Source organism: Mycobacterium sp., from assembly GCF_050700595.1.
GTDB lineage: Bacteria > Actinomycetota > Actinomycetes > Mycobacteriales > Mycobacteriaceae > Mycobacterium.
The window spans coordinates 1-12,758 of sequence record NZ_JBOHHI010000059.1 but is presented as its reverse complement, the minus strand read 5'-3'; the positions used below and the strand labels follow the sequence as shown (position 1 = coordinate 12,758).

The window sequence follows — 12,758 nt, the reverse complement described above, 5'->3', positions numbered from 1 at the left end:
GCGCTGGGTGGCATTGATGCCGTCGACGCTGATCTCGTGATCGACGCTGACCAGCCGTTGCCGGCCGCCACCGTCGAAGGCAGCGCCCAGGTCGGTGAACTCGTCGCCGTCGCGAGTAATGCTCGCTCCGGAGTGCCGGAACGTCGCGATCCAGCCGTGGCGGTCGCCGTCGGACCAGCACCGGTTGTATCGCGCGGTGAGATTCAGGATGGCGTCGCGTCCTGCCACGCCGTCCAGTACGTACTGCTGTTGGTAGGTCATGCTCATCGTGGCTCTCCCAATGTCACCGGCTGACGATGTATCCGTGGCTTTCCCGGTCCCAGGCGCCGGGCACCACACCTCGGGCGCGCAGAACATCCTTGCGTACCCGCCCGATGATGGTCTTCGGAATTTCGGTCATGATCTCGACGTACCGCGGTACACAGAAGTACGGCATGCGTTCAGCGCAGAAGTCCAAGAGCTCGGCGTAATGCAGCGACGACGCCGGATTCAGCGTCACGATCAGCAGGATGTCGTCCTCGCCCAGCTCGCTGGGCACGGCGACGGCAGCGGCCTCGGCCACTGCCGGATGCTGCATCACCGCGGCTTCCACTTCCACCGACGAGATGTTTTCGCCGCGCCGGCGCAGCGAATCCTTCACCCGGTCCAGGTAAGTCAGGTTCTGCTCGTCATCGAGCATCCCGAGGTCCCCGGTGCGGAACCACTCCGGGTGCGGGTCCACACCACCATCACTGTTCACATACCCCTCGCTCATTGCGTGCGGGTGCCGGGGCCGGCATGCGATCTCGCCGACCGTTCCGGGCGGCACCGGATCACCGCCGGCGTCCAGGATGCGCACATCGAAATCGGGGTTGGGGCGGCCCGATGTCCCGGGTACGCCGTCGTCGTCGACACCCTTGACCGCGAGCGGAAAAGCCTCAGTCATGCCGTACATGGTGACAATTCGGCAGCCGTAACGCTTTTCGATGCCACGGGAGTGGGCGGCATCGATCGGCGCCGCGGAGATGAACCGCAATGGCAGCTGTGCGTCAAGTGGATGCGGCGGCTGGTTCCACAGCATCGACACCATCGCGCCGGCGCCGGCGAAGCCGACCGCGCCGCAGGCGCGGATGTCGTCCCACACCGCTGCGGGGTGAAAAGCCGGTGCCAGCACCGTGGTTCCGCCGACCAGCATCGGTGCCAACACCGACGGCGCGGCGCTGAGGTGAAACAACGGCATCGCCGTCCACAACACCTCGCCCCGGCTGAATTTCCACGCCGACGCCACCGTCGCCGCCGCGGTGAACAGGTAATGCCAGCTGGTGGCCACCGCCTTCGACGCGCCGGTGGTGCCCGAGGTGAAAAACAGTGATCCCGTCTCTCCTGGTTCGCCGGGTTCGTCCGATACCGGAGCGGCCGCGCCGCGTGCCAGCGCGGCACCGAGCGAATCACCCCGTACCAGAATGTCGCTCAGCATCGGCAACCGGCCGGCCACCTCGGCGACGTGCGGACGTCGTTCGGCGTCGGTGAGGATCGCCTTCGCCCGTGCCAGCCGCAGGGCGTGCAGCAGGAACTCGCTCTTGTTGGCGGCGTTCACCGCCGCGGTCACCGCGCCGATCCGCGCCGCCCCCAACCAGAAGTAGATCCATTCGGGACAGGTCGTGGTGAACAGCGCGACGCAATCTCCGCGGCGGATACCGATGTCCCGCAGGGCACTCGCCGCGGCGCGCGATCGCTGCCGCATCTGCTCGAACGTCACCTGTGTACCGGCGATCGACATCATCACCCGGTCGGGAAACTGCCCGGCGCGACGATCGAGCACCGCTGAGACGCTGAATTGATCCACACCGAAATCAGCGGGCCCGACGGGCATTAGACTGCTGCGGCCGCCGGGTCCGGCTGACCGTCGGGCGTGTATCCGAAGTCATCGGGCGAAGGCGCCTCGCCCGGGTAGAAACGGTGGGCCCAGCGCCGCAGCGCCGCGTAGTCGCGGGCTTCTTCGGGCGCCAGGTTGGGCTTCTCCAGGTATTTCATGTTCTCCCAGGTGAAGAAGTCCTGTTTGATGACTTCCTGTTGCAGCGCAAGGAATCGCGCCGCCCGACCGCCGGGCGCCTCGCCGGTATCACCGGGCTCGCGCACCGATGCCTGGGTGTAGAAGTAGTCGGTGTAGTCCTCGTCGACCGGTGTCTGCCCGGTGACCTGAATGGTGGCGACCAGCTCACTGGGGAAACGGACGATTCCGATGCCCAGCGAGTAGTTGTCGTAGACGATCTTGGCGTCCACCGGCCCGTTCGGGGTCAGCCAGGTTTGCGCGCGGCCGCCACCGAAGTGAGCGTTGACCGTGGCGTGCAGGTGGTAGCCGGACACCTCGAACGACGCGGTGTTCGCGGGATTGGCGGCCTTGTGCACATATTGCACGTGATACGGGTCGGCGGCGTTTTCGATGATCATCTGCGCGTGCACCTTGACCCGGTTGAGCATGCGGGTGTGCGGGTGCAGCGGGTAGTACTCGTCGGTCTCCAATTCGGCCAGCACCGGCGGCTGCCAGTACGGCAGCCGGCCGTGGCGTTCGTGCCAGACCAGGATGAAGCCGTACCAATCGGTGCTCGGGTAGGTGCGGATGCGCACGTTCTGCTTACAGCCGATCTTGCTGTATGGGATGAGCGCGTTGGTGCCGTCGCCGCGCCAGCGCCAGCCGTGCCAGGGGCAGACGATGTTCTCGCCCTCGACGGTGCCGCCGACGCCGAGGTTCGCGCCGAGGTGCTGACAGTAGGCGTCCAGCACGTGCACCTGGCCCGACTCGGTGCGGAACAGCACCAACTCCTCGCCGAAGTAGTGCACCCGCTTGACCTCCCCGACGGCCAGGTCAGAGGCGAAGCCGACGATGAACCAGCCCGTCGGGAACCGGTACGGTGACAGGCTGATGCCGCTCGGCCCGAATTCGCGTTCCGACGGGTCGACGTCCGAAACGGTGTGCGTCACTACCTCTCCGTTCCCCGCGCAGCCTCGATCCCAGCGCCCGGAAGACTCCTGTCTATTTTTACTATTTTAGAAATTCAACGTCAACTGAGCAATGAAACTCGGGGCCGGCCGATCCCGGGCTCTCGACCGTCCAACTCGGGCATCATCGCATCAGACAAAGTCCGAACCCCCGTCGACGTTCACCGTCGCACCGGTGACGTACCCATTGCGCCGCGACACCAGATAGGCGGTGATGGATGCGATTTCCTCAGGGAGCCCGGCGCGACCGAGGTCGCAGGGCTGATGAAAATTGTCGTCGATCCACTGCATCACGTCGCGCGGGTTTGCAGCGTCGAGTCCGTCGGCAGCGAGGATATCTTTGAGTACCTCGGTGAAGCTTGCCGTCACGATGGTGCCCGGACACACGCAGTTCACCAGGATGCCGTCCTTGGCCAGGCTTTTCGACAGGTTCTTGGTCACGCTGCTCAGGGCCGCTTTCGACGCGGTATAGGCGACGATCCGCGGGTTCTGCCGCTGTATCGAGTGCGCAGACAATGTCGCGATCCGGGCCCATTCGGCGGCCCGAAGCATCGGCAACGAGGCGCGAATCGATCGGACTCCCGACATCGTGCCGAGCGTGAACGCGGCCTCCCAGTCCGAGTCGTCCATCTCCTCGAAATAGCCGTCTGCCGGACCGATCGTGTGGACCAAGCTGTTGAATTTGCCCCAGCGATCTGCCAATACTGCAAATCCGGCGGCGATCGATTCGGCATCGGACATATCTACGCTGATCCCGACGGCATCAGGCGCCCCCGCCGCTTTCAGGGAGTCCACCGCGGCGTCGAGCGCCGATTTGCCTCTCGCCATAACGGCGACGCTCGCGCCCTCCGCGGCGAGCGCCTCTGCGATGGCCAATCCCATCCCCTTGCTGCCGCCTGTAACAACGGCTTTCGAGCCGACGAAGCCCAGATCCACAGTGTCTCCTCTATGTGACGACGTCGGCCGTACCGGCCGTGGCCGAACCGATGATCCGCGCGATCAAGTCCGCCGATACCCCCAGACCACCCAGGCAGAAACGCAGCGCTGCTTCCCGAGTTTTGGCGCGATCGCAGTTTCCGGTAGCCCACTGCCTCTCTACACATGCCCATATCGCGCCATGCAGCAACTCCGCGTCGGTCAGCGGATCGATGTCGGCGAAGATCTCTTGCTGCGTGCCGAGTTCGAGCTGGTCGATAAGCGGCGTCAACATCTCCCGGTACGCCGGACTCACCACTTCCGGAGCGGCAAACATCTGCGATTGCGCTTCGAGTGACAGAATGCGCAGGCCGGACCGAACGGTCATGTCGAAAGCAAGATCGAGCCGCCCGTCGATCCATGCGGCCACCGCCTCAACCGGGTTCGACGCCGATGCCATCTTGCGGCGCAATCGCCGCATCTCGACGCGCGCCATCTCCAGAAATACCGCTTGAACAAGTTGATCTTTCGAGTCGAAGTGTCGATAAAAAGCGCGCGTGCCCAGTTTTGCCCGGGTTAGGACATCGGCAATCGTCAACGCGCGGACACCTCGTTCCCGGACGGTCTTTGACGCCGCGGACAGCAGTGCGATCCGTGTACCCCGGTCCGGGGGCAGCTTCTCTCGTCCTCGCCGCGTCGCACCCGTCTTCGTGGTCGCCGAAGGGATTTCCGGCTCAACCCGTCGCATCGTAGGTCGCCAGGTAGTCAGCGAAATGGTCACGGACATGTTCGGGTGTCAGTCCGTAGTCGGACAACTCGTACTCGTGCGCTGCGCGTGATCCCGGCTGGTGACTACTGGCCCAATGCTGCACCGAGCGGTGGGTGTCTTCGGTAAAACTCAGGCCAAGCCGGTCGTAACTGTTCTTCAGCGTATTCACTGGGTCGGTCTGCAACTCAGCGAAAGAGACGTCGGCCAAGCGGTCGTCGCCGAATCGCTTGCGGAAGTCCATCGCCCTTCGAACACCTTCTGCCCAGCATCGAAGCTGTTCGGCGCCGAGTTCTTCAGGAGCGTCGCGGTCACTGCTCCAGCTGCGGACGTACCGAATGAGACTGCACACCGATCCCATCACTTTCGCCGGATCACGATGACTCCACATGAATTTCGCTTCTGGATAGGCGGCGATGAGTGCGTCGAGCGAGAACATGTGCACGGGGGTTTTGAGGTGCCACAAGTTGGGTGGGCAATGCCATTGGAGGAGTTTGAGCACTCGCCGGTGGTAGCTGTACGTCTCAAGCATGTCGCAGCGCATGACCCAGTCCAGGTACCTCGGAGCGCGTACGACTCCGTCGAAATGCACTGTACGGAAGCTCATTCCCATGATGTCCTGACATTCGGTCGCCGCAGTCGCTTCCGAGTTGTACAGGGTTTTCATGAGCGGGAACATGTCGTTCAACATGTCCAGACCCGCCTGAGCCTGCGCAATGCGAGGGTCGTCGTGTTGAGTGGCCGCCTCGGGCGGCGGCGTCGGGGCTTGCGACTCCCACATCCGTAGCGAGCGGAACTGAGGATCGGCGCCTACCAGTTGGCTGAGAGCCGTCGTTCCCGTGCGCGGTAGACCGATGATGAAGAGTGGTCCCTCAATCACCCCGCTGTCGATCTCCGGATGCTGCTTGTAAGCGTGCTCGATCTTCAAACGTTGTATGAGGGCATTACTGATGGTCGCGTGCTGGATTACCGTCCCCATCTCGTTCAAACCGGCCTCGGTGTTCAGCGCCGCAACGATGCGTTCCAGGCCTTCGCGGTAATAGTGCGAGCCGAAATCATCAAGGCCCGTGGCTGCACGCGCTCCTTCCTCGAGTTCGTCAGCGGAGAAACTCACCGCGCGAACCTCGCGTGCACCGCACGGCGACGGGCTGCGATGATTGCCGCCCGCTCCTGGGCCGTGACCGTTTTGGTTTCTCCGGGCAACGCCGATGGAATTTCGTCGACCTTCACCACGCGCGTGGTCGGCATCGGGGCCGTATCGGTGCGCACGCAGCGCAGGATCATCGCGCCGTTGCTATATCCGGCAGTGTCGAGCCAATTCGCGACACCCGGATCGTGCGAACACACGACGGTGCGAAGAAGTCCGTCCGAGTCGACCACGGCTTGATGAGCATTGAGGCTGGATTGATGCCGACCGTAATGGATTGTCTCCCACCATGGATTGCCCAGTGAGTAGCTCCAGTAGACACCATTGGGCGGCTTCACCTCAAGGATCAACGCCTCGTCCGGCTGGAGTTCCCAGCGACCGATTACCGGTCGATTTTCCGCCGCCCCGCCCACCGAGGAGAGGTCGATCGGGGCAAGAAACCCGTTAGCGGGTGGCGTGCCGCCCCAGTCGTGGAAGAACTTCAGGTTGGCGTACACGAACTCACCGAGCGCCACTAGTTGCCGCGATACCACCACATCCTGATCGATCGTCTGACGTCCGCACTCCGAGCCGGTCCCGATCCGTTCAATCCGCAACGACGAAGGCACCTCGGTGTTCCAGTCGTAGAAGAAGTGGCGGACAACCAAGGTTGGGTTGTCGCCGTCGATCCGCATCCAGTTTCCCTCGCGCTCATCCGCGGAGATGATTACTTCGAAGTTGCCCTCGGGATCCACCTCAAGCTCGTCGACCAGCGCGTTCGCGGTTGCCACGATCCCATTCATCGTCTGCAGCCCGACGTAACGGGCGGTGCCGCGGTTGCCGAACAACCGATAGGTCAGGCCACCCCGCAGCATCGCGCGGGTATAGATCGCATCGGGACAGTCCATACCCCAGGTCAGGACGTCGTCAGTAGAAGTTCGCGAGATGCCCAGTATCGGATCCGGATCGAACCGCAGCGCCTCGTCGATGCCCATTGCAGCCAGTACCAACAGATGTCGCAGACCAGCAGCGTGGTCCAGCCGGTTACGCGCGAAGGGGCTGCCCGTCACCAGGTCCGCCGCCGCGGTCAACCGATCGAGCAGGTGTTCCCATCCCTGCGCCACATCAAGGTCGTCGGGGTGAGCACCCTCCGAGAATGAGGCCTCGGCGATCGAAAACGGTAACCACGCCGCGGGTTTCGCCGGCCCGCCGTTCATCTGCGCAGCTCACTCATCGACGTCCTGACATCTGAATACTGAAAACATCATTTTCGCTTTAGAGTCCATGAACTATCACACCTGAAGGCACATCTGTCAATACCGGGTTCTCATCCGCCACCGGCGGCGGCAGCGTCCGCATCCCGGAAAACACCGTTGCTGCAGCCCCGCCGTTTCGCGGACTACCCCAACCCTCAGCTGCGGGCAACCCGTCCAACATGCTTAAATAGCAAAGATAGCGGCTTTGGCGCCGTTGCTACCCGAAGCCGCTACGCACGAAATGAAGGTGGACCATGACGATGACGGCTCACATCGACCTCTCGGATTTCAGCTTGTGGCGCAACGGCTTTCCGGACGAGCTGTTCGCCGATCTACGACGCAACCGGCTGCTTTTCCGCCACTCCCGCACCCCAGGCGTCGCCAAGATTGGCGTCCAGCGCGACTTCTGGATTACCACGAAGCACCGGCATGCGGTGCGCATCCACCGCGACGCCGACTCGTTCACCGCGAAAGACGGCCCGCTGATCCAGCCCATGGACACCTTCTCGTCGTACCCGACGATCATCAACATGGACGAGCCGGAGTTGAACAAACGCCGCAAGCTCATCTCGAGCGCGTTCACGCCACGGGCGATCGCCAGGCTCGAGGACGGCATTCGGGCCCGCGCCGCGCAGATGATCGACAACCTGCTGGCCCGCGGCGGCGGCGACTGGATCGCCGACGTCGCCGACGCGCTGCCGATGACGGTCATCGGCGACATCATCGGCATGCCCGACGACGACCGGCCCCGGATCTTCGACGCGTTCGACCGCATCCTGACCGCCCGCTCGCCGAAGGCGCGGCGCACCGAACAGGAAGAGCTCGAGGTATACGCCACGATCTTCGGCTATGCGCTCGAGCTCACCGCCGCCAAGCGGCGCAACCCCGCCGACGACATCTGGAGCACACTGGCATCGGCGGTGATCACCGGGGAAGACGGTGAGCAGTTCGCGCTGCCGGCCAACGAACTCGAGATCTTCTTCTTCGTGCTGGCGTTCGCCGGCAGCGACACCACCAAGAACGCCCTGGCCGCCGGGCTGCAGGCGTTCGTCGCCAACCCCGAGCAGATCGAGGGGTACCGCGACGACGAGGCACTGCGACCCGGTGCCGTCGAGGAGGTGCTGCGCTGGGCGACACCGGTGGCGTACTGGACGCGCACCACCAAGGTCGACATCGAGATCGACGGTCAGCACATCCCCGCCGGCGAGCGCATCGTGTCGATGCTGCGTTCGGCGAACCGTGACGAGGAGGTGTTCGACGAGCCGTTCCGCTTCGACATCGGCCGGTCGCCCAATCCGCACGTCGCGTTCGGCGGCGGCGGGCCACACCATTGCCTGGGCGCCATGCTGGCGCGCGCCGAGCTGCGTGCCGTGTTCGACGAACTGCTGTTGCGCTGCGACGACATCGAGCTGGGCCCGGCCACCGTGGCTCACCCGAGCCTGCTGACGAACATGTCGATCTACGACGCGATGGCGATCTCGCTGACCGCGCGGTAATTGCCCAGCCTCTCCTCAGGCCGGTTCGCGGCCCGCATCGTCGCTGGGTTGGATTACTCGCGAATGCGCAGCGCGGACTGGACCGAGCTGCGCTCGGCTGGTTACCTCGACTCCGAAATCACTCCGCCCCGAACGTGATCACTTAAATCATCGAGACATGGATCAGACGGATTTGCCCGACCACCCGTTGAGTGGGCTGAACTTGCGCTGGCCCATTTGGCAGCGTGACACAACACCTACCGACCCGGCCGATCCCTCGTTTCACGCTGCGCCCAGCCGGTTCAAGGTGTGGCAGGTGGCGCGCCGCGAGCATCCAATTGCTTAGACCGTCTCGGCCACCCGCGGCGAATTCTGGTCCGTCACCACCCACCACTTCGCGCGCCAGGTGCTGCAAAATCCCGCACAGTTCGCATCAGGCGCGGGGATGGGTCTGGGCGCCAACGCCCGTGCGGTCGCGTTGGCTTCCGGAAAAATGCTCATCGTAACGGATGGTGCCAATCACCGCAGACTGCGCGCCGCACACTCGGCGTGGCTGTCAAGTTCGGCAGTTGATCGGATGCATTCCGGTATCGAACACGATATCGAAAACCTGCTCGCCAAACTGATTGCACGGAGTGGCGCCTTCGACGCCGGCAAAGGCCTCGGCGCCATAATCGCCCGCCAAGTGCTTGCGCGATTGCTGGGAATACCGCACGCGGACTGGGCAGAACTGGGCAGACTGACCGACGCCGCCCACGCCACCAATGTTGCGCCGCCGAAGCCCACGATGAATTACTGATGTACCTCAATGACCCGCTACACCAGCGCAGAACCAATCCGCAGGACGACGTTGTGACCACGCTGTCCCGGTCAACCGTGGACGACCGTCCACTCACCGACGATGAGATTTTGCTGCATTGCGACGGCATGCTCACCAGTGGGCTTGAAACGACTCCGTCGCGGTATCCGGTGCCCGGGTAGCTTTCGCCGAAGATCCGGCTTGCTGGCAGCGACTGCGCGAGCACCCAGAGCTGTTCAACTCAGCTGTGGAAGAAATCCTGCGTTGGACTTCGCCCCGTGGACACGTGCTGCGGACCGCCATCACCGACGTACCCCTTGGCGAGGCCCGGCAAGCGACAGTCTCCGAACTAGGGTGCGACCTGCTCAAGATCAAGTGTGCCCGTCCCCGGCAGACCGCGTACAGCAATGCATCTTCGGGTCGTCGTCGCATTGTGCAGAGAATCGCCCAACGACACATCGCCCCCGGTGTGCGCACTGCGGCTGCAAAGCCGCATCGAAACCACGCGGAGCAAGGAAGTACACGGTGAAGGCCACAGTAGAGATCGACATACGGCCGAAGAGTCTGCGCGAAGGCCCGCGCAGGGCCGCGTTTTTTGATATGAAAACCGTGGATGTATCGACATGGGGTGGATCTATTGATGTGGGGTGGATCTGTCGACATGGGGTGGATCTATTGATATGGGTTGGATCTCTGCGTGTCCTCAAGGTGCGGTCTGGGCCGCGCGCTCTTTGACCTGCACTTTTGGCCGTGTCCAGGGTGTGGAGACGCTCACTGGTCAACAGTGGCCGAACGCCATCGCGATGCGTAGCGCCCTGACGCGCGTGAGGGCCGCGCCTGTAGGCCGCGCGGCGCCGGACCGCGCCAGCACAGCACAACTCCAGCAACGCGCGCGCGATGCAGATCCACGGTGGACAACGTCATGAGAGCCTAAGCCGCGTGGGGTGGAAAGGTCGGATGAAACTCGACGAGCGGGCGCTTCCGCTGACGCGCCGACAGCTGGATATATGGCTTGCGGAGCAAACGGGTCGCTTCGATGCCAGGTGGCAACTTGGCGTGCTTATGCGAATCGCGGGCAAGATCGACCCTGGTTTGCTGAAGTCGGCGATCCGTCAAGTGCTGCGCGAAGCCGAACCACTGAGAGCCGCTTTTTTCGAGGTGGATGGCCAGGTTTTCCAAAAGCTGGTTGATTATCCGGACGTCGAACTTGCTCGCTATGATCTCATGGGTTCGAGGGATCCTGCACACGAGGCTTATCGGTTAGCATCATCGATCCAACGCACGGTGATGCCGCTTAGTGGCCCGCTGTTCAATTTTGCGTTGTTACAAACGCGGGCAGACGAATTTTATTGGTTCGCGTGCTGCCATCATATAGTCGTAGATGGCATCGGCCTTGCTTTTGTTCTCCATCGGATCGCAACTGTCTATAACGCACTTGCTTCTGGCACGTCGATTCCTCCCGATTCTTTTGGGTCGCTGCGTGATCTTATTGAGTGCGAGCTAGAATACGAAGCGTCCGCCGATTATCTGGATGATCGGGCCTATTGGACTAGACACCTCCCGCCGGAAAGTGAATCGGGTTATCAGCTGGCGCACGACGCGGGCGGGCATGATCCGAATGAATCTTCCGCACCGGTCCAGTTGGACCCTTCCGCGGTTTCCGGAATCGAGGAGTTAGCACGGGCGTTGGGGATGCGTCGCTCGTCGGTGATTACCGCGGCATGTGCGCTGCTGGTGCACGGGTGCGACGTCGAGAGTTCGGATGTCGTGTTCGATTTTCCGGTAACCAGGCGTGTGCGTCCGGAGTCAAAGCTGGTGCCCGGAATGATTTCCGGGGTGGTTCCACTGGTGTTGAAAGCTTCGCCGCGTTCTACCGTTGCCGGTTTTTGTGAGCATGTCGATGCCCAAATCCGGCAAACGTTGCAGCATCAGCGGTTCCCGGTGCACGCTATTGCGAACCAGGCGCCTTTCCGCGGCTTCGAGCAGGCGTCGAATCGGGTAGTTGTTAATTTCATCCCGACTACACACATGGCGGATCTTGCTGGTTCTGCGGTATCGGCGACCGTGACCCATGATGGCCTCGGGGATCAGTTTAAGCTGGTTTTCTTTAGGGACGGTGACCAGCTTTTTCTCAGCACGCCGGGTGCTGGGCAATTGTTTTCGAATTCTGATGTCCGCGATTTGGTGAAGCGGTTGCTGCGGGTGCTGGTGGCGATGGCGGCTGATCCGGGGCGGCGGTTGTCGTCGATCGATTTGCTCGACAAGGCCGAGCACGCCCGGTTGGATGAGATCGGTAACCGGGCGGTGCTAAGCGCGCCGGCACCCACGCCGGTGTCGGTTCCGGCGGTGTTCGCCGCGCAGGTGGCCCGTGTCCCGCAGGCGGTGGCGATCAGCTGCGGGGGGCGTTCGTGGACTTATCGCGAACTGGAGCAGGCCGCTAACCGGCTGGCGCACCGGTTGACCGGCCACGGTGCGGGCCCCGGGCGGTGTGTGGCGCTGCTGATGTCACGCTCGGCCGAGGCGATCGTGGCGATGCTGGCGGTGTTAAAGACCGGGGCGGCCTATCTGGCGATCGACCCGGCGCTGCCGGCGACCCGGATCGAGTTCCTGCTCGATGACGCCGCCCCGATCGCGGCGATCACCACCACCGCCCTGCGCTCACGGCTGGACGGCCATGATCTGGCGGTCCTCGATGTCAACGACCCCACGATCGCCACCGAGCCCAGCACCGCCCCACCCCCGCCGGCGGCGGATGACATGGCCTACCTCATCTACACCTCGGGCACCACCGGCACTCCCAAGGCGGTGGCCATCACCCACCACAACATCACCCAACTGCTGGCGTCGCTGGATGCGGGTTTGGCGGCGCCTGGGCAGGTGTGGTCGCAGTGTTATTCCTATAGCTTCGACGCCTCGGTGTGGGAGATCTTCGGTGCCCTGCTGCACGGTGGGCGGCTGGTGGTGGTGCCCGACGAGGTGGCCCGCTCACCACATGACCTGCACACCTTGCTGGTCACCGAACAGGTCAGCGTGTTAACCCAGACCCCGTCGGCGGTGGCGATGCTGTCCCCCGAGGGGTTGGAGTCGGTGGCGCTGGTGGTGGCCGGGGAGCCCTGCCCGGCCGGGCTGGTCGACTTGTGGGCGCCCGGGCGGGTGATGCTCAACGCCTACGGCCCCACCGAGGCCACGGTGTGTGCGGCCATCAGCGCGCCGCTGACGGCGGGCCCCGACGTGGTGCCGATCGGTGCGCCGGTGTCGGGGGCGGCGCTGGTGGTGCTCGACGGCTGGTTGCGCCCGGTGCCGGTGGGGGTGGTCGGGGAGTTGTATGTGGCCGGTACCGGGGTGGGGGTCGGGTATGTGGGCCGGTCGGGGTTGACCGGGTCGCGGTTTGTGGCGTGTCCGTTCGGCGGGCCGGGGACGCGGATGTATCGCAGCGGGGATT

Annotated in this window: 12 protein-coding genes and 1 pseudogene; 5 read left to right on the top strand and 8 right to left on the bottom strand. The window is 63.6% G+C overall.

What is annotated here, in order from left to right; genetic code table 11:
* From ACRDTL_RS05830 to ACRDTL_RS05800, 7 genes and pseudogenes are all read right to left on the bottom strand, one after another.
* A pseudogene (locus ACRDTL_RS05830) lies at positions 1-267 on the bottom strand (nuclear transport factor 2 family protein); the annotation flags it as partial.
* 16 nt (positions 268-283) lie between these two features.
* Positions 284-1,852, bottom strand: a complete 1,569-nt coding sequence (locus tag ACRDTL_RS05825) for an AMP-binding protein (RefSeq protein ID WP_431505771.1) — start codon at positions 1,850-1,852, stop codon at positions 284-286.
* Positions 1,852-2,961, bottom strand: coding sequence for an aromatic ring-hydroxylating oxygenase subunit alpha (locus tag ACRDTL_RS05820; protein ID WP_431505770.1), 1,110 nt, complete (start codon positions 2,959-2,961; stop codon positions 1,852-1,854). The genes ACRDTL_RS05825 and ACRDTL_RS05820 overlap by 1 nt, the downstream gene beginning before the upstream one ends.
* Before the next feature lie 150 nt (positions 2,962-3,111).
* On the bottom strand, positions 3,112-3,915 hold the full coding sequence (locus ACRDTL_RS05815; protein ID WP_431505769.1) for an SDR family NAD(P)-dependent oxidoreductase: 804 nt from the start codon (positions 3,913-3,915) through the stop codon (positions 3,112-3,114).
* A gap of 10 nt (positions 3,916-3,925) precedes the next feature.
* On the bottom strand, positions 3,926-4,642 hold the full coding sequence (locus ACRDTL_RS05810; protein ID WP_431505768.1) for a TetR/AcrR family transcriptional regulator: 717 nt from the start codon (positions 4,640-4,642) through the stop codon (positions 3,926-3,928).
* Entirely contained in the window at positions 4,629-5,774 is a 1,146-nt protein-coding gene (locus ACRDTL_RS05805) for a sulfotransferase family protein (protein ID WP_431505767.1), read from the bottom strand. Before ACRDTL_RS05805 ends, ACRDTL_RS05810 begins: the two co-directional genes overlap by 14 nt.
* Positions 5,771-7,003, bottom strand: coding sequence for a DUF1214 domain-containing protein (locus tag ACRDTL_RS05800; RefSeq protein ID WP_431505766.1), 1,233 nt, complete (start codon positions 7,001-7,003; stop codon positions 5,771-5,773). The genes ACRDTL_RS05805 and ACRDTL_RS05800 overlap by 4 nt, the downstream gene beginning before the upstream one ends.
* A gap of 293 nt (positions 7,004-7,296) precedes the next feature.
* On the opposite strand from ACRDTL_RS05800, the gene ACRDTL_RS05795 reads away from it, so the two are divergent.
* Both ACRDTL_RS05795 and ACRDTL_RS05790 read left to right on the top strand, forming a co-directional pair.
* Entirely contained in the window at positions 7,297-8,538 is a 1,242-nt protein-coding gene (locus ACRDTL_RS05795) for a cytochrome P450 (protein WP_431505765.1), read from the top strand.
* Between the two features lie 157 nt (positions 8,539-8,695).
* Positions 8,696-8,863 carry a hypothetical protein gene (locus ACRDTL_RS05790; RefSeq protein ID WP_431505764.1) on the top strand — a complete coding sequence of 56 codons (168 nt, stop codon included), beginning with the start codon at positions 8,696-8,698 and terminating at the stop codon, positions 8,861-8,863.
* Here ACRDTL_RS05790 and ACRDTL_RS05785 read toward each other — a convergent pair.
* On the bottom strand, positions 8,860-9,018 hold the full coding sequence (locus tag ACRDTL_RS05785) for a hypothetical protein (RefSeq protein WP_431505763.1): 159 nt from the start codon (positions 9,016-9,018) through the stop codon (positions 8,860-8,862). The two genes, ACRDTL_RS05790 and ACRDTL_RS05785, sit on opposite strands and share 4 nt — an antisense overlap.
* Positions 9,019-9,094: 76 nt before the next feature.
* On the opposite strand from ACRDTL_RS05785, the gene ACRDTL_RS05780 reads away from it, so the two are divergent.
* The 3 genes from ACRDTL_RS05780 to ACRDTL_RS05770 form a co-directional block, all read left to right on the top strand.
* A complete protein-coding gene (locus ACRDTL_RS05780) occupies positions 9,095-9,316 on the top strand; it encodes a hypothetical protein (RefSeq protein ID WP_431505762.1) in 222 nt (73 codons plus the stop codon).
* Positions 9,316-9,498 (top strand): hypothetical protein, encoded by a 183-nt coding sequence (locus ACRDTL_RS05775; RefSeq protein WP_431505761.1) that lies wholly within the window; start codon positions 9,316-9,318, stop codon positions 9,496-9,498. The genes ACRDTL_RS05780 and ACRDTL_RS05775 overlap by 1 nt, the downstream gene beginning before the upstream one ends.
* Positions 9,499-10,273: 775 nt before the next feature.
* On the top strand, positions 10,274-12,758 hold a 2,485-nt coding region (locus ACRDTL_RS05770), incomplete at its 3' end, for a non-ribosomal peptide synthetase (RefSeq protein ID WP_431505772.1).